We start from the raw sequence: 17,031 nt of genomic DNA on the forward strand, positions 1-17,031 counted from the left end.
ATGCATAACCGCTACCCGCTCTGGGTGGCGTGCACCCCTTCACGAAGAAACAGGTCAACGGGTGATGCTCACAGCACTCAGCAGCCGCCACTGGTGGCGCGACGCGGTGATCTACCAGGTGTACGTCCGCAGCTTCCTGGACAGCACCGGCGACGGGATCGGCGACCTCGCCGGGGTCCGGGCCGGCCTGCCGTACCTCAAGAAGCTCGGCGTCGACGGCATCTGGCTGAGCCCCTTCTACCCGTCCCCGCAAGCCGACCACGGCTACGACGTCGCCGACTACTGCGACGTCGACCCGGTCTTCGGCGACCTGAACGAGTTCGAGCGGCTGGTCGCCGCCGCTCACCGCCTCGACATCAAGGTGCTCCTCGACATCGTCCCCAACCACTGCTCCAGCGAGCACGCCTGGTTCCGCGAGGCGCTCACCTCCGGCCCCGGCAGCGAGGCCCGCGCCCGTTTCCACTTCGCCGAGGGGCGCGGCCCGGACGGCGACGTACCGCCCAACAACTGGCACGCCATGTTCGGCGGCCCGGCCTGGACCCGGGTGGTCGAGGCGGACGGCACGCCGGGCCAGTGGTACCTGCACATGTTCACGCCCGAGCAGCCGGACCTGAACTGGCGCAACCCCGAGGTGCCCGCGCACTTCGACGACGTCCTGCGGTTCTGGCTGGACCGGGGCGTCGACGGCTTCCGCATCGACGTCGCCGCCGGGCTCTTCAAGCACCCGGAGCTGCCCGACTCCCCCGACCCCGAGGCCGACGCCCGCACCCGCGACTCGGTCAACCCGCTCGCCTGGAACCAGCCCGAGGTGCACGAGGTCTGGCGGGCCTGGCGCGCGGTGTGCGAGGAGTACACCGCCCGCGACGGCCGCGAGCGGCTGCTGGTCGGCGAGGTCTCCGTACCCACCGCCCGCGAGCACGCCAAGTACGTCCGCCCCGACGAGCTGCACCAGGCGTTCTTCTTCGACCTGCTGAGCGCGCCGTGGGACGCCGACACCTTCCGCAAGGTCATCGACGAGGCCATCCGCGACATCGCGGGCACCGGCTCCACCGTCACCTGGGTGCTCAACAACCACGACCAGGTGCGCACCGTCACCCGGTACGGCGAGTCCGGCACCGAGGGCAGCGGCCTGGGCGCCGCCCGGGCGCGGGCCGCCGCGCTGCTGATGCTGGCGCTGCCCGGCGCCGCGTACATCTACCAGGGCGAGGAGCTGGGCCTGCCGGAGGTCGTGGACCTGCCGGACGAGGTGCTCACCGACCCGATCTTCCGGCGCACCGGCAGCCGGGCCCGGATCCGCGACGGCTGCCGCGTGCCGCTTCCCTGGTCGGGGCACGCCTCGCCGTTCGGCTTCTCCACCGGGGCCGAGGGCGCGCGGCCGTGGCTGCCGCAGCCGGGCTGGTTCGCCGAGCACGCCACCGAGCGGGCGCTCGCGGACACCCGCTCCTTCTGGCACCTGTACCGCGAGGGCCTGCAACTGCGCCGCGCGCTGCCGCAGTTGGGCGAGGGCACGCTGCGGTGGCTGGACACGCCGCCCGGCGTCCTCGCCTTCGTACGCGGCGACGGCCTGGTCTGCGCCGTGAACTTCACCACCGCCCCGGTGCCCGCCCCGGTCGCCGGCGCCCCCCTGCTGTCCAGCGGCATCTGCCCGGACGGCTCCCTGCCCGGCTCCACCGCCGCCTGGTGGATCAGCGAGGACCACACCACCACCCCGAAGGGATCACAGAGATGACGCGACGACGGACAGTGCTCGCCCGCTGCTCGGCCCTCACCCTCACCCTGGCACTGGGCGCGACCGCCTGCGGCGGCGGCCCGGTCAGCGCGGGGGGAGGGAGCAAGGAGCTCAGCGGCCAGACCCTCAACGTGGCCGGTGTGTGGTCGGGCGCCGAGCAGAAGAACTTCCAGAAGGTGCTGGACGCCTTCACCGCGAAGACCGGCGCGAAGACGCAGTTCACCTCGACCGGCGACAACGTCTCCACCGTCGTCGGCAGCAAGATCGAGGGCGGCAACGCCCCCGACGTGGTGATGGTCCCGCAGCTCGGGGTGTTGCGGCAGTTCGCCGAGGAGAAGTGGCTCACGCCGCTCTCCCCGGCCACCGTGAAGGCCGTCGACGCCAACTACGCGCCGGTGTGGAAGGAGTACGGCTCCGTCGACGGCAAGCTCTACGGGCTGTACTTCAAGGCCGCCCACAAGTCGACCGTCTGGTACAGCCCGGACGCCTTGGAGCAGGCGGGCGTCACGCCCCCGAAGACGTACGAGGAGATGCTGAAGGCGGGGCAGGCGGTCTCCGACTCGGGTCTGCCGGCCTTCGCGGTCGCCGGTGAGGACGGCTGGACGCTCACCGACTGGTTCGAGAACGTCTACCTCTCCCAGGCCGGGCCCGAGAAGTACGACCAGCTCGCCCGGCACGAGATCAAGTGGACCGACCCCACGGTCGTCAAGGCGCTCACCACGCTCGGCGCGCTCTTCTCCGACAAGAAGCTGATCGCGGGCGGCCAGAAGGGCGCGCTCGCCACCGACTTCCCCGGCTCCGTCGAGAAGGTCTTCGGCCCGGAGCCGGAGGCCGGGATGGTGTATGAGGGCGACTTCGTCGCCGGGATCGCCAAGGACCAGTTCGGGAGGAAGATCGGCGAGGACGCGCGGTTCTTCCCCTTCCCGGCGGTCGCGGGCGGCAAGGCGCCGGTGGTCAGCGGCGGCGACGCGGCCGTCGTCCTGAAGGACGGCAAGAACCAGAAGGCCGCCATGGCGTTCCTGGAGTTCCTCGCGACACCGGAGGCGGCCGCCGCGTGGGCCGGGGCGGGCGGTTTCCTCTCCCCCAACAAGAAGCTGGACCTCGCCTCGTACGGGGATGACACGCTGCGCGAGACCGCCAAGTCGCTGATCGCGGCCGGGGATTCCGTGCGCTTCGACATGTCGGACCAGGCCCCGGCGGCGTTCGGCGGCACGAAGGGCGCGGGCGAGTGGAAGCTGCTGCAGGACTTCCTGCGCGACCCGAAGGACCCGGCGGCCACGGCGGCGGCGCTGGAGGCCGCGGCGGCCAAGGCGTACAAGCCGAACCAGGGCTGAGGCGAGAGTCATGAGCACACTCACCGCCCCTCCCCCGCCCGTCGCCAAGAGCGGGCCGGGCGCGCCCCGGCCCGTGGACGGCCGGGCCCGCGCCCGGCGGCGCCGGCGGACCATCGCCGTGGTGTTCGTCCTGCCCGCGCTGCTGCTGCTCGGCGCGCTGGTGGTCTACCCCGTGGTCTTCTCGGTCGGGCGCAGCTTCTTCGACGCGTCGGGCACCCGGTTCGTCGGCGGCGGCAACTACGCCGAGATGTTCCGCGACCCGGCGACGCTCACCGCCCTGCGCAACAGCGCGATCTGGGTGGTCGTCGCGCCGACGCTGCTGACCGGGCTCGGCCTGATGCTCGCCGTGCTGGTGGAGAAGGTCCGCTGGGCCACCGCCTTCAAGCTGCTGCTGTTCATGCCGATGGCGGTCTCCTTCCTGGCGGCCGGGATCATCTTCCGGCTGGCGTACGAGGAGGACCCCGACAAGGGCGTGCTCAACGCGGCGGTGGTCGGGGTGCACGGCGTGTTCGAGGACTCCTCCTCCTACCCGGAGGCCCGGCCCCGGGAGGGCGAGGGCCTGGACCGGGCGCCGGACGGTTCGTACCGCACCGCCGAACCGGTGGCGCCCGGCGCGACGGTGGCACTCGGCCTCGTCGGCGTACCGCCCAAGGAGCTGCCGGCGGAGGCGAAGGCCGCGGCCGCGGGGCCGGAGCCGGGTCCGCGTGAGGTGCGCGGCACCGTCTACCTGGACTTCACACCCGGCGGCGGGGGGCGCCCGGGCGTGGTGGACGCCGCCGAGCGGGGTCTGCCGGGGATGACGGTCGAGGCGGTACGGGACGGCAAGGCCGTCGCCACCGCGACCACGGCGGCCGACGGCTCCTTCCGCCTCGCGGACCTGGGCCCGGGCGCGTACACCGTGCGGCTGCCCGCGGCGAACTTCGCGCCGCCGTACGAGGGCGTCTCCTGGCTCGGCCCGGCACTCGTCACGCCGGCGATCATCGGTGCGTACCTGTGGATCTGGACGGGCTTCGCCATGGTGCTGATCGGCGCCGGGCTGTCGTCGCTGCCGCGCGACTGCCTGGAGGCGGCGCGGATGGACGGCGCGAACGAGTGGCAGGTGTTCCGGCGGATCACCGTGCCGCTGCTGGCGCCCGTGCTGACGGTGGTCTTCGTGACGCTCGTGATCAACGTGATGAAGGTCTTCGACCTGATCTACATCATCGCGCCGGGCCCGGTGCAGGAGGACGCCACCGTGCTGGCCACCCAGATGTGGCTGGTGTCCTTCGGCGGCGGCAACGACCAGGGGCTCGGCAGCGCGCTGGGCGTGCTGCTCCTGCTGCTGGTGATCCCGGCGATGGTGTTCAACGTCCGCCGTTTCCGGAGGAGTCAGTCATGAGCGCGAACACCGTACCGGCACCGGCTCGGGGCGGCGGCAGGCTGCGCCGGTGGCTGGGGAACAGCCTGGTGCAGGCGTTCCTGGCCCTGGTGGGCCTGATCTGGATCACGCCGGTCGCCGGGCTGCTGCTGTCGTCACTGCGCTCGGCGCGGGACAGCGCGTCGAGCGGCTGGTGGACGGCGCTGGCCGAGCCGGGGCAGCTGTCGCTGGCCAACTACGCGACGCTGCTGGACAACGCGGGCATCACCCGGGCCTTCTGGAACACCGTGCTGATCTCGGTCCCGACGACCGTGCTGGTCGTGGTGGTGGCGGCGCTGGCCGGATACGCCTTCGCCTGGCTGGAGTTCCCGGGCCGGGACTGGATCTTCCTGCTGGTGGTGGCCCTGCTGGTGGTGCCGGTGCAGGTGGGCCTGCTGCCGGTGGCGAAGCTCTTCGGGCAGCTGGGGCTGTTCGGCACGATCCCGGGCGTGGTGCTGTTCCACGTGGCGTACGGTCTGCCGTTCGCGATCTTCCTGCTGCGCAACTACTTCGCCGACATCCCGCGCGAGATGCTGGAGGCGGCGCGGATGGACGGCGGCGGCGAGTGGCGGATCTTCACCCGGCTCGTCCTTCCGGTGGGCCGCCCGGCCCTCGCGAGCCTGGCCATCTTCCAGTTCCTGTGGGTGTGGAACGACATGCTGGTGGCGCTGCTCTTCGCCGACTCCTCGTCGCAGCCGCTGACGGTGGAACTGCAGTCGCAGGTACGGCAGTTCGGCTCCAACATCGATGTGCTGGCGCCGGGGGCGTTCCTGTCCCTGGTGGTGCCGGTGGTGGTCTTCTTCGCCTTCCAGCGGCACTTCGTGCAGGGGGTGATGGCGGGTTCGGTGAAGTGAGACCCTGACAACCCGAGGCCCGCGGGGTGTGCCCCCGCGGGCCTCGGGTTGTCAGAACACGGGCAGCGCGGTGAGCGTCGTGCTGTCGCGCACGAAGACGCGGTGGGCGTCGCCCACCATCCAGCAGCGGTCGGGTTTCCGCAGGCCGCGGAAGCCCCAGATCGTCCCGCCGCTGTCCTCGCGGTGGCGGGCCGCCACCCCGGCCTCCGTCCTGGTCCCATCGACCTCGAATATCCAGAAGCCGTTGCCTTGGAGGACCAGCGGGGTGCGGGGGTGCCCCTCCGGGAGGAGGCCCCAGTCCCAGGTGACGGTCTCGCCGCTGCGGACGTCGAAGCGCAGCGGGGAGCCCAGCGCGGCCACGTAGACATGGCCGCCGTGCAGCGCCGGCGGCCCCCAGCGCATCGGCGTGCCGTCCTGCCGCGAGAGGTCCGCGATCCACTGCTGCTTGCCGGTGGTGATGTCCACGGCCCTGAAGCGGTGGCCCGAGAGGAAGAGCGTACGGCCCGACGCCAGGGTCTCCACCCGCTCGTCGGACTCCTGGCCCACCTTCCAGACCGTGCGGCCGTCGCCGGTGTCGAGGACGGTGACGTCACCGGCCTTGGTGGTGACGGCCAGGTGGCCGTGCGACACGGTGCCACGGGGCTGGGCCTCCCGGCGGAGGTCGGTGTCGAGGCGCACGGTCCAGCGGAGGCGGCCGTCGGAGCGGCCGACGGCACGCACCCGGTTGTCCTCGGTGGCCACGTACACCGCGTCGTCGTCCACGCCGAGGATCGAGGACGCCTCGGCCGGCGCCGTCCACTTCGGTTGGCCGGTGGAGGCGACGAAGGTCAGGAGCGTGCCGTCCCCGCCGATCCCGGCCACCAGCCGGTCGGAGAGCGACGCGTACCGGTGCACGGCCCGGGCCTCGGGCGCGGTCCAGCGGCGCTTGCCGTCGACGACGCCGTACGCCGTGATGCCGCCGTCGGAGGTGCCGGCCACCACGACGTCCCCGACCGGGAGGGGTCCCGGGGACTCCTCGGCGAGGACGTCCTTGAGCGTCCAGAGGGGCTCGGGCGACTGCCCGATGACGAAGTCCCCCTTCTTGGCGTCCAGCAGCCGACCCATCGGCGCCTTCACGGCGGGCGGGATGTCGAAGAGCGCGTTGGTGCGGCGGGGTCTCGTGCTCCACCAGACGGCCGCCGCGCCTCCCGCCGCGAGCACGGCGCCGCCCGCCGCGGCCGTCGTGAGGAGACGGCGGCGCGACACGGAGCGCGGGGCCTGGGTGGCGGTGCCCGGCACTGTCGAGGTGAGCGTTCGCAGGCCGAGTTCCCGCGTGGTGATGTCCTGCGCGATGGGGCCGTGCCGCCAGACGCGCCCCGCCCCACGGGGCGGGGCGGCCATGCGGACGAGGTCCTGCGGGGTGGGCCGAGCCGTGGGGTCCTTGGCGAGGCAGGGGCCGATCAGCGGGATGAGGGCCGCCGGGACGCGGTCCAGGCGCGGGGCGCCGTGGACGACCTCGTACTGGACGGCGGCGATGTTGGCGCCCTCGTACGCCCGCTGCCCGCTCGCCGCGTGGACGAGGACCGCGCCGAGCGAGAAGACGTCGGCGGGCGGGCCGACCCGGTGCCCCAGGACCTGCTCGGGCGCGCCGAAGCCGGGGGTGACCGGGACCTGTCCGGTGGTGGTGAGGGTGAGGCCGTGTTCGGGGCGGGCGATGCCGAAGTCGATGACGCGGGGGCCGTCCGACGTCAGCACGATGTTGGCCGGCTTGAGGTCGCGGTGGACGAGACCGGCGGCGTGGATGTCGTGCAGGGTCCGCGCGAGCGCTTCGGCGAGGGCGCGCACGGCGGGTTCGTCGAGCGGTCCGTACGCGCGGACCGCCTGCTCCAGGGTCGGGCCGGTGAGGAACTCGCTCGCGATCCACGGGCGCCCGCCCTCCGTCCGCGCGTCCAGGACCCTGGCCACCCCGGGGCTGGAGACCGCCTGCGCCATCCGCGCCTCGCGGACGAACCGCTGGGCGAGGTTCTGGTCGTGCGACAGGTGGGGGTGCAGCACCTTCACCGCCGCGGCCCGGCCCTCGCCGTCCTGGCCGACGTAGACCTTGCCCATGCCGCCCGCCCCCAGCACACCGAGCAGGCGGTACGGGCCGAGGCGGACCGGATCTCCGAATTCCAGCGGGTTCATGGCGGTGATCAGTACTCTCCGTGGTTCATCGCAGCGGGTATCCGGCTACGGAGGACGGGCCCACGGCGATGAGCCGCTGGGCGGATTCATGGGTGTAGTAGCGGGCCGGGGCGGCCTTGACCGTGCCCTTCGAGGCGCCCGTACGGAGGTCGGCGGCCAGCAGCCCGGACGGCGAAGGGCTGTAGACGGCGTCGCGGCCGACGACGGGCGCGTAGGCGAGCTCCGTCTCCGCGGTCTGACGGCCCTTCTGCGCCCACAGCGCCTTCCCGTCGGCGGCGGTGACCGCGACCAGGCCGCGCCCGCCCTCGACGGCGTACACGACGCCATTCTTCACGGTGGGCGGCCCGAACCGGGCCTGCGGCGTCGCTCCCTCGTGGCGCCAGACCACGTCGCCGCTGCGGAGGTCGAGCGCCCGGAGCCCGCCGGCCGCCGGGTAGACGTGCCGGTCGTCCACGGTGAGGACGGCGCGGGCGAAGGGCGCTCCGGGGCCGTCGAGCGGGGTGCTCCAGCGCGCCTTCCCGGTGCCGGCGTCGCGCACGACCAGGCTCAGGTCGCCCTGCTCCGACTGCTGTACGAGCACGAGGAACCCGCCCGTGACCTGGGCGGCGAGGAAGTGGAGACGCTCGGTGGCGTTGGACCGCGCGGGGAGCGGATCGGCCCACAGCTTCCTGCCCGTACGGCTGTCGAGGGCCGCCAGGAACCACGCCTGGTCCTTGCGGAACTCCCGCACGGACTGGGGGCCCCGGCACGCGGCCACGTAGACGGCACGCTGCCCGGCGCACAGCAGCTGCGTGCCGAGGGGGACGCCGCTCAGGTCGGTGGGTCCCGCGAGCGGGTTCGTCAGTTCTCCCGTCGCGGGATCGACGGTGGCGACCTTCAGCGGCTCACCCTCGGAGGCGTAGTCCAGGGCGAGGACGTGTGCGCCGTCGGCAGCCACGCGGTGAGGGAACACCAATTCCTGCGTCCAGCGGACCTTGCCGGTGCGCGGGTCCAGGCCCTGGAGGGAGCTGCCCTCGTACGGGGCGATGATCAGGTCCTTGAGGACGATCGCGTCGGGAGGCAGACGGTCGGGGTTGCTCCGGGCCTCGACCTGCCAGAGCAGCTCCCAGCGGGGCCCGGTTGCGGCGGTGCCCACCGGCTTCGGCGCGGCACTCCCGCCGCTGTTGCCTTCGGGCTTCCCGGTCCCCAGCCAGGCCCACGCACCGGCTCCCGCCGCGGCCAGGCCCGCGACGGAGCCGCCGCTCAGCGCGAGGAGCCTGCGGCGGGAGAGGCCGGTTCCACGGCCCGGCGCGGGGGCCGTGGCGGCGACGGTCTCGTACGCCGGGGGCGGCAGGCGCGTGGGGCGCACGTGCCAGACCGCCGCCGAGCGGCGGGCGATCTCCATGAGGAGCGGTTCGGGGAGGCACTCGGCGAAGTACTCCGGCTCGGTACCGAGTCGGGCGGCCAGCTCCATGGTGGAGGGGCGCTGGGCGGGGTCCTTGGCGAGGCAGTGGGTGAGGGCGGGGAACAGGGCTTCGGGGACGCCGGACAGGTCCGGTTCGGCGTAGCGCACGCGGTAGAGGACGTCGGCGGGCTGCCCGGTGCCGAAGGGGCCGTGGCCCGTGGCGGCGTGGACGAGGACGCTCGCCAGGGCGAACACGTCGCCCGCCGGGGTGTGTTCCCGGCCGGTGGCCTGCTCGGGGGACATGAAGGCCGGGGTGCCGGCGGCCGCGCCCGTACGGGTCAGGTGGGCGTCGCCGATCGCCCGCGCGATGCCGAGGTCGATGACCTTGGGGCCTTCGGCGGTGACCATGATGTTGGACGGCTTGAGGTCGCGGTGGACCACTTCCGAGGCGTGCAGCCGGGCCAGCGCCCGGCACAGTCCGGCGCCGAGCGCGCGGACCGCCGGTTCGGGGAGGGGGCCGAAGGAGGCGACGGCTTCGTCGAGGGGCGGCCCCAGCAGGTACTCCGTCGCCATCCACGGCGTCGTGGCCAGCGGGTCGGCGTCGAAGACGCGGGCGCCGTGGACGCCCCCGATGACGCGCGCCGCGTCGACTTCGAGGCGGAAGCGGGTACGGAAGGCGGGGTCGCCGGCGATGTGGGCGTGCACCGTCTTCAGGGCCGCGGTGCGGCCGTTGAGGGAGCGTGCGAGGTAGACGGTGCCCATGCCGCCGCCGCCCAGGCGGGCGATGAGGCGGTAGGCGCCCAGTTGGCGCGGGTCGTCGTGCGTGAGCGGCGAGAACATACGGTGCGTCAGTCCAGGGCGGTCGCGGGCGGGGCGGGGGCGGTCGTGGTGACGGCCGCGGCGAAGCCGTCCGTCGCGGAGGGCGTGGCGGCTTCTGCGGCGAGTACCTGCGCCGCCTGCCGGGCGAGGGCGACGACCACCCGGGCGGGCAGGGGCGTCGGATGGCCCGCCGTGTCGAGGACCGTGGGTACGGGGCTCGTCGGGGAGCCGGACGATCCGGGCGACGCGAGGGCGGCGTGCACCTGGTGGGCGGCCGGCCGGCCGGCGGGGTCACGGGCGAGGCAGCCCGCGATCAGGTTCCGCAGGGAAGGGGGGAGTTCGGCGTTCTCGGGCACGGTGTGCCCGGTGCTCGCGTACGCCAGGACCGCGCCCAGGCCGTACAGGTCGCCAGGTGGGCGGGGCCGGCCGCCGGAGGCCTGCTCCGGCGCCAGGCTGCCGGGCTCCAGGCCGGGCAGGCCCCAGCGCCGCTCGCCGTCGGGCGCGGCCGCGCGTACGGCTCCGAAGGCGGTCAGCCGGACGCCCTCGGCGGTGATGAGCACGGCGGACGGGGAGAGCCCGGCATGGGTGACCCCTTGGTCGTGGAGGGTGGCCAGCGTCCGGGCGAGGGCCGCGCCCAGGGAGCGGACGGCCGGCCCCGGCAGCGGACCGCCGTGGGCGTCGAGCGCCGCGGGCAGGGCGAGCGCGGGCACGTACGGGGCGGCGCGCCACGGGAGTCGGCCGTCCCGGCCGGTCCAGGTGACGCCCAGCAGCCCGGGCGCGGTGTGGCGGCGTGCGTTCTCGGCCTCGGCCCACCAGCGGTCCGGGTCGGCGTCGGCTCGGGGGACGGCGAGGAGGACGGTGTCGTCCCCCGAGGCACTGCGCGCGAGGTAGCGGCGTTCCGGGACGGCCGCCCGGGCGGTCTCGGGGTCGAATGCCCCGAGCACCAGGTAGGGGCCGATCCGCACCGGATCATCCTGACGCGGGCGTTCCATGTGCGATCCCCCTCGTACCGTGCGCCGAGCCCGGCGAGTCTAACCGGATATCAGTTCGGCGGGGCCGAGGGGGCGGTGGCGTACGCGGTCCGTCAGCGGATCGGCATGCCCGACAGCGTACGGGCGATGACCAGGCGCTGGATCTCGCTGGTGCCCTCGAAGATGGTGTAGATCGCGGCGTCGCGGTGCATGCGCTCCACCGGGTACTCGCGGGTGTAGCCGTTGCCGCCGAGGATCTGGACGGCCTGGGCCGTGACCTTCTTGGCGACCTCGCTCGCGTACAGCTTGGACATCGAGCCCTCGGCGGAGGTGAACGGCTTGCCGGTGGTGGCCATCCAGGAGGCGCGCCACACCAGGAGGCGGGCGGCGTCGATCTGGGTGCGCATGTCGGCGAGCTGGAAGGCGACGCCCTGGTTGTCGATGATCGGGCGGCCGAACTGCTCGCGGGTCTTGGCGTAGTCGAGCGCCACTTCGTACGCGGCGCGGGCGGTGCCGACGGCCATGGCGCCGACGGCGGGGCGGGAGGCCTCGAAGGTGGCCATGGCGGCGTTCTTCACACGCTCGCCCCCGTCCTTGCCGGCCTGCCTGGCCTTCTCTCGGGCGCGGGCGAGGCGCTCGTCCAGCTTCTCCTTGCCGCCGAGGAGGCAGGAGCCGGGGACGCGTACGCCGTCGAGGACGACCTCGGCGGTGTGGGAGGCGCGGATGCCGTGCTTCTTGAACTTCTGGCCCTGGGAGAGGCCGGGGGTGTTCGGCGGGACGATGAAGGACGCGTGGCCCTTGGAGCCGAGCTCGGGGTCGACGACGGCGACGACGACGTGGACGTTGGCGATGCCGCCGTTGGTCGCCCAGGTCTTGGTGCCGTTCAGCACCCACTCGTCCGCGGCCTCGTCGTAGACGGCGCGGGTACGCATCGAGGCGACGTCCGAGCCGGCGTCGGGTTCGGAGGAGCAGAAGGCGGCGACCTTGACGTCGTCGGCGTCGCCGTACATCTGCGGTATCCAGGTGCCGATCTGCTCCTCGGTGCCGTTGGCGAGGACGCCGACGGCCGCGAGGCCGGTGCCGACGATGGACAGGGCGATGCCCGCGTCGCCCCAGAAGAGCTCCTCCATCGCCATCGGGATGCCGAGGCCCGTGGGGTCGAAGAACTGCTGGGCGTAGAAGTCGAGGGAGTAGATGCCGACCTTGGCCGCCTCCTGGATGATCGGCCAGGGGGTCTCCTCACGCTCGTCCCACTCGGCCGCCGCCGGGCGCATCACGTTCTCGGCGAAACCGTGCAGCCAGTCACGGACCTGCTTCTGGTCGTCGTTGAGGTCGAGCGTGAACTCGGCGGCCATGTTCCCTCCCAGGGTGTTACTAACGGTAACCGCAGTCTGTTACCGGTAAGTAGCCGCTGTCAACCGGCAGCGGCGCGCGGGCGGGTGTTACGTTGCGCAAAGCCTCAGGACATCGCACGGGCGGGGAGAAGCACTATGGACACCACACACCGGACCGACCAACAGCGGTCGGCCGACCAGCGGCGACGCGAACTGCTCGAGGCCGCCGACCGCGTGGTGCTCCGCGACGGACCCCAGGCGTCGATGAACGCCATCGCCGCGGAGGCGGGCATCACCAAGCCGATCCTCTACCGCCACTTCGGCGACAAGGGCGGCCTGTACCGCGCCCTCGCCAAGCGCCACACGGACGCCCTGCTGGCCGCGCTGCGCGCCGCGCTGGACGCGCCGGCCGACCGGCGCCGGCGGGTGGAGGCGACGCTCGACACCTACCTCGCCGCGATCGAGGCGCGCCCGCAGGTGTACCGCTTCCTGATGCACCCGGCGGAGGAGTCCGGCCAGACGCCGGAGCAGGGATTCGACGTCGGCCGCCACTCGGCGCCGCTGCTGCGCCGCATGGGCGAGGAGCTCGCGGAGGTCATCGCGGAGCGCATAGACCTGGGCCCGGGCAGTGAGGCGCTGGCGCGGGTGTGGGGCCACGGCATCGTCGGCATGATGCACGCGGCGGGTGACTGGTGGCTCGGCGAACGGCCGTGCTCGCGGGAGGACTTGGTGCGGGGCCTGGCGGACCTGCTGTGGGGCCGCCTGGCGGAGGTCGACGACCGCGAGGGCGGCCCGGGCTTTTAGAGCGAGGCCGCTGCGCGGGGCTTTTCCCCCACCCCTCCCCCTACGCCTGGCGGCGTGGGGGCACCCCCACTTCCCGAACCGGGGCTTCGCCCCGGACCCCGTACGCGCTTCGCGCGTGTCCTCAAACGCCGGACGGGCTGACATTCAGCCCCGCCGGCGATTGAGGCGCGGGGGTCCGGGGTCGGAGCCCCCGGTTACGGGAAGGGGCGGGGTGGGGAACAAGCCCCGCGCAGCGGCGTCCTCAGCGTTCCCGCGCCCACGGCGCCCTGCGCGCCGCGCGCAGAGCACGGGCCCGGCGCCAGCCGGTGAGGCGGTCGGGGTACACCATGCCCTCCAGGTGGTCGCACTCGTGCTGGAGGCAGCGGGCGAAGAAGCCCGTGCCCTCCACCCGCACCGGCGCGCCCAGCCGGTCCACGCCCTCGACCACCGCGTGGTCGTAGCGCTCCGTGCCCGCCTCCAGGCCCGGCAGCGAGAGGCAGCCCTCCGGGCCGCGGACCGTCACCCCGTCCGCCTCGACCAGCCGCGGGTTGACGACATGGCCGAGGTGCCGGACATCGTCGTCATCCGGGCAGTCGTAGACGAACACCCGCAAACCGATACCGACCTGGTTCGCCGCGAGGCCGACGCCCTCGGCGGCGTACATCGTCGCGAACATGTCCTCGACGAGCCGGGACAGCTCGGGGCCGAAGTCGGTGACGGGCTCGCAGGGCGTGTGCAGCACCGGTTCGCCGAGCAGTGTCATGGCTCGTACGCGACCGGAACTGCCGGGGATCGGGCGGTTTCGCATGGCGTCAGCGTACGTTCCGCGTGGTTTCCGCGCGGTTTCCGCATAGGTTCGGCCGTCGCCCGACCGTTTCGGCAGGTGGCGCGGTTCGGGCGCCCGGGCGGATCTCGATAGGCTGAGCCCGGACCCACGCTAGGAGGAACAAGGACGATGGCAGGCAACACGGAGCCGCTGTCGCCGCGCGCCAAGCTGGCCGTGACGGCAGGAAAGGCCGCAGCGGCGGTGTCGCGTGCTGCGGGACGCGGCAGCGGATCGGTGATCGGCGGCAAGGTGGCGCTCAAGCTCGACCCCGACCTGCTGGGGCGGCTGGCGCAGCACCTGGACGTCGTCCTGGTGTCGGCGACCAACGGCAAGACGACCACGACCCGGCTGATCGCCGAGGCCCTGCGCGCCAGCGGCCCGGTCGTCTCGAACGCGCTCGGCGCGAACATGCCCGCGGGCATCACCTCCGCGCTCGCCGGCGGCTCGGACGCCAAGTACGGCGTCATCGAGGTCGACGAGAAGTACCTGGCCGGTGTCGCGCGCGACACCGAGCCGAAGGCGGTCGCGCTGCTCAACCTCTCGCGCGACCAGCTGGACCGCGCCGCGGAGACCCGCATGCTGGCGGAGAAGTGGCGCGAGGGGCTGGCCGGCTCGAAGGCGGTCGTGATCGCCAACGCCGACGACCCGCTGGTGGTGTGGGCCGCGTCGTCCTCCGCCAACGTGGTGTGGGTGGCCGCCGGTCAGGAGTGGAAGGACGACGCCTGGTCGTGCCCCGCCTGCGGCGGTGTCATGCAGCGCCCGGGCGACGACTGGTTCTGCGGCGAGTGCGGCTTCCGCCGCCCCGCCCCCAGCTGGGCGCTGAGCGGCGACCACGTGCTCGACCCGCACGGCTCGGCCTGGCCGATCCACCTCCAGCTGCCCGGTCGCGCCAACAAGGCGAACGCCGCCACGTCGGCCGCGGTCGCCGCGGTCTTCGGCGTACCGCCGCAGGTGGCGCTGGAGCGCATGTACCAGGTGCAGGCGGTGGCCGGACGGTACGACGTGGTGTCGTTCCTCGGCCGGGACCTGCGGCTGCTGCTCGCGAAGAACCCCGCGGGCTGGCTCGAAACGTTTTCGCTGATCGACGCGCCGCCGACGCCGGTGATCCTGGCCGTCAACGCCCGCGGCGCCGACGGCACCGACACGTCCTGGCTCTGGGACGTCGACTACCCGAGACTCGCCGGGCACCCGATCTTCGTGATCGGTGACCGCCGCCTCGACCTGGCGGTGCGCCTGGACGTCGCGGGCCTGGACTTCCGGGTGTGCGACACCATCGACGAGGCCGTCCAGCTGGCTCCGCCCGGCCGGATCGAGCTCATCGCGAACTACACCGCGTTCCAGGACGTACGCCGCCGCGTCGGCAACTGAGCACGAGCGATCGAGAGCCTCGAAGGACATGAGCATGAGCGACAGCAGTCTGCGGCTGGTGTGGGTCTACCCGGACCTGCTCAGCACGTACGGAGACCAGGGCAACGCGCTGGTGGTGGAGCGCCGCGCCCGGCAGCGCGGCCTGGACGTGCACCGGGTGGACGTGCGCAGCGACCAGCCCATCCCGACGTCCGGTGACATCTACCTGATCGGCGGCGGTGAGGACCGGCCGCAGCGGCTCGCGGCCGAGCGGCTGCGGCGTGACGGCGGGCTGAACCGCGCCGCCGAGAACGGCGCCATCATCTTCTCGGTGTGCGCCGGGTACCAGATCCTCGGCCACGAGTTCATCAACGACCTGGGCGAGCGCGAGCCCGGTCTCGGCCTCATCGACGTCATCTCGACGCGCGGCGAGGGCGAGCGGTGCGTCGGCGACGTGCTGGCCGACATCGACCCGCGCCTGGGCCTGCCCCAGCTGACGGGCTTCGAGAACCACCAGGGCATCACCCACCTCGGCCCGACGGCCCGCCCGTTCGCCCGGACCGTGTACGGCAAGGGCAACGGCACGGGGGACGGCACCGAAGGCGCGTACAACGACACCGTCTTCGGGACGTACATGCACGGGCCGGTCATGGCGCGCAACCCGCAGATCGCGGACCTGCTGCTGAAGCTGGCCCTCGACGTGAACGCGCTGCCGCCGACCGACGACCGGTGGTACGAGGCGCTGCGCGCCGAACGGATCGCGGCGGCGAGCCAGCCCGCCTGAGCGGGCGTCCGCTCGTCTGGCGGGGGGTCAATTGTCTGTTCCTCTGAAGAACGTCCAGTGGACGGACGCACGGTTCGGCCCCGTCACCCAACGCCGGTAGGGTGGCGGGGATCCAACCGGACGACGTGGTCCGGGAGTCGGCCCACGTTGCAAAGGTATTTCGGGCTATGCGCATTGGTGTGCTCACCTCCGGCGGCGACTGCCCCGGTCTGAACGCCGTCATCCGTTCCGTCGTACACCGCGCCGTCGTCGACCACGGCGACGAGGTCATCGGCTTCCACGACGGGTGGAAGGGCCTCCTGGAGTGCGACTACCGCAAGCTCGACCTCGACGCGGTGGCCGGCATCCTGGCCCGCGGCGGCACGATCCTCGGGTCGTCCCGCGTCCAGCCGGCGCACCTCGTCGACGGTGTCGAGCGCGCCAAGGGGTACGTCGCCGAGCTCGGTCTCGACGCCATCATCCCCATCGGCGGCGAGGGCACCCTCAAGGCCGCCAACCTGCTCTCCCAGGCGGGACTGCCCATCGTCGGCGTGCCGAAGACCATCGACAACGACATCGCGTCGACCGACGTCACCTTCGGTTTCGACACGGCCGTCGGCGTCGCCACGGAGGCGCTGGACCGGCTGAAGACGACCGCCGAATCGCACCAGCGGGTGCTGATCGTCGAGGTCATGGGCCGGCACACCGGCTGGATCGCGCTGCACTCGGGCATGGCGGCCGGCGCCCACGCCATCGTCGTCCCCGAGCGGCCCTTCGACATCGAGGAGCTCACGGCCCGGGTCGGCGAGCGGTTCCGCGCGGGCAAGCGCTTCGCGATCGTGGTGGTGGCCGAGGGCGCCAAGCCGCGTGAGGGCACGATGGCCTTCGACGAGGGCGGCAAGGACATCTACGGCCACGAGCGGTTCGCGGGTGTGGCCCAGCAGCTCGCGGGTGAGCTGGAGCGGCGCCTCGGCAAGGAGGCGCGCGCGGTGATCCTCGGCCACGTCCAGCGGGGCGGTACGCCGACGGCGTACGACCGGGTCCTCGCGACCCGCTTCGGCTGGCACGCGGTGGAGGCGGCACACCGGGGCGAGTTCGGCATGCTGACCGCGCTGCGCGGCACGGACATCGTGATGGTGCCGCTGGCGCAGGCGGTGGAGACCCTGAAGACGGTGCCCGCCGAGCGGTACGACGAGGCCGAGACCGTCCTCTGACCACCCGCATGGAACGTGAAACCTGAACGAACCGCCCCCGGTCGCAGACGCGGCCGGGGGCGGTTCTAGTCTTGTCCCCGCAAGCGGACAACCCCGTACGAATCAGGAGCCGGC

General features: G+C 73.1%; 13 protein-coding genes. 8 read left to right on the top strand and 5 right to left on the bottom strand.

Features of this window, described 5'->3' with window-relative positions:
- The first annotated feature begins 64 nt into the window (after positions 1 to 64).
- Genes AB0A69_RS14520 through AB0A69_RS14535 form a run of 4 tightly spaced genes read left to right on the top strand, consistent with a single transcriptional unit; the run spans position 65 to position 5,313 of the window.
- A complete protein-coding gene (locus AB0A69_RS14520; RefSeq protein WP_361420317.1) occupies positions 65 to 1,729 on the top strand; it encodes a glycoside hydrolase family 13 protein in 1,665 nt (554 codons plus the stop codon).
- Positions 1,726 to 3,063 carry an ABC transporter substrate-binding protein gene (locus tag AB0A69_RS14525; protein ID WP_361420320.1) on the top strand — a complete coding sequence of 446 codons (1,338 nt, stop codon included), beginning with the start codon at positions 1,726 to 1,728 and terminating at the stop codon, positions 3,061 to 3,063. The genes AB0A69_RS14520 and AB0A69_RS14525 overlap by 4 nt, the downstream gene beginning before the upstream one ends.
- Before the next feature lie 10 nt (positions 3,064 to 3,073).
- The gene (locus AB0A69_RS14530; RefSeq protein WP_361420323.1) at positions 3,074 to 4,441 is read left to right on the top strand and encodes a sugar ABC transporter permease; all 1,368 of its coding nucleotides are present in this window, start codon (positions 3,074 to 3,076) and stop codon (positions 4,439 to 4,441) included.
- Positions 4,438 to 5,313 carry a carbohydrate ABC transporter permease gene (locus tag AB0A69_RS14535; RefSeq protein ID WP_361420326.1) on the top strand — a complete coding sequence of 292 codons (876 nt, stop codon included), beginning with the start codon at positions 4,438 to 4,440 and terminating at the stop codon, positions 5,311 to 5,313. The genes AB0A69_RS14530 and AB0A69_RS14535 overlap by 4 nt, the downstream gene beginning before the upstream one ends.
- A gap of 51 nt (positions 5,314 to 5,364) precedes the next feature.
- On the opposite strand, the gene AB0A69_RS14540 is transcribed toward AB0A69_RS14535, so the two are convergent.
- The 4 genes from AB0A69_RS14540 to AB0A69_RS14555 form a co-directional block, all read right to left on the bottom strand.
- Entirely contained in the window at positions 5,365 to 7,476 is a 2,112-nt protein-coding gene (locus AB0A69_RS14540; protein WP_361420329.1) for a serine/threonine-protein kinase, read from the bottom strand.
- Between the two features lie 25 nt (positions 7,477 to 7,501).
- Entirely contained in the window at positions 7,502 to 9,700 is a 2,199-nt protein-coding gene (locus AB0A69_RS14545) for a PQQ-binding-like beta-propeller repeat protein (protein ID WP_361420332.1), read from the bottom strand.
- Positions 9,701 to 9,708: 8 nt separating this feature from the next.
- On the bottom strand, positions 9,709 to 10,671 hold the full coding sequence (locus AB0A69_RS14550) for a serine/threonine protein kinase (protein ID WP_361420335.1): 963 nt from the start codon (positions 10,669 to 10,671) through the stop codon (positions 9,709 to 9,711).
- 92 nt (positions 10,672 to 10,763) lie between these two features.
- Positions 10,764 to 12,005 carry an acyl-CoA dehydrogenase family protein gene (locus tag AB0A69_RS14555; protein ID WP_361420338.1) on the bottom strand — a complete coding sequence of 414 codons (1,242 nt, stop codon included), beginning with the start codon at positions 12,003 to 12,005 and terminating at the stop codon, positions 10,764 to 10,766.
- A gap of 135 nt (positions 12,006 to 12,140) precedes the next feature.
- Between AB0A69_RS14555 and AB0A69_RS14560 the strand changes: the two genes are divergently transcribed.
- Positions 12,141 to 12,788, top strand: a complete 648-nt coding sequence (locus tag AB0A69_RS14560) for a TetR family transcriptional regulator (RefSeq protein WP_361420341.1) — start codon at positions 12,141 to 12,143, stop codon at positions 12,786 to 12,788.
- Positions 12,789 to 13,029: 241 nt separating this feature from the next.
- Here the strand turns inward: AB0A69_RS14560 and def are convergent, their stop codons facing one another.
- Positions 13,030 to 13,575, bottom strand: a complete 546-nt coding sequence (gene def / locus AB0A69_RS14565) for a peptide deformylase (protein WP_361420344.1) — start codon at positions 13,573 to 13,575, stop codon at positions 13,030 to 13,032.
- 147 nt (positions 13,576 to 13,722) lie between these two features.
- Here def and AB0A69_RS14570 point away from each other — a divergent pair, with 147 nt between their 5' ends.
- From AB0A69_RS14570 to AB0A69_RS14580, 3 genes are all read left to right on the top strand, one after another.
- On the top strand, positions 13,723 to 14,961 hold the full coding sequence (locus AB0A69_RS14570; protein ID WP_361420347.1) for a MurT ligase domain-containing protein: 1,239 nt from the start codon (positions 13,723 to 13,725) through the stop codon (positions 14,959 to 14,961).
- A 34-nt stretch (positions 14,962 to 14,995) separates the two neighbouring features.
- A complete protein-coding gene (locus AB0A69_RS14575; protein ID WP_361420350.1) occupies positions 14,996 to 15,724 on the top strand; it encodes a glutamine amidotransferase in 729 nt (242 codons plus the stop codon).
- 167 nt (positions 15,725 to 15,891) lie between these two features.
- A complete protein-coding gene (locus AB0A69_RS14580) occupies positions 15,892 to 16,917 on the top strand; it encodes a 6-phosphofructokinase (RefSeq protein ID WP_361420353.1) in 1,026 nt (341 codons plus the stop codon).
- Positions 16,918 to 17,031: the final 114 nt, after the last annotated feature.

This window comes from Streptomyces sp. NPDC045431 (genome assembly GCF_040646655.1).
Classification (GTDB): Bacteria; Actinomycetota; Actinomycetes; order Streptomycetales; family Streptomycetaceae; genus Streptomyces.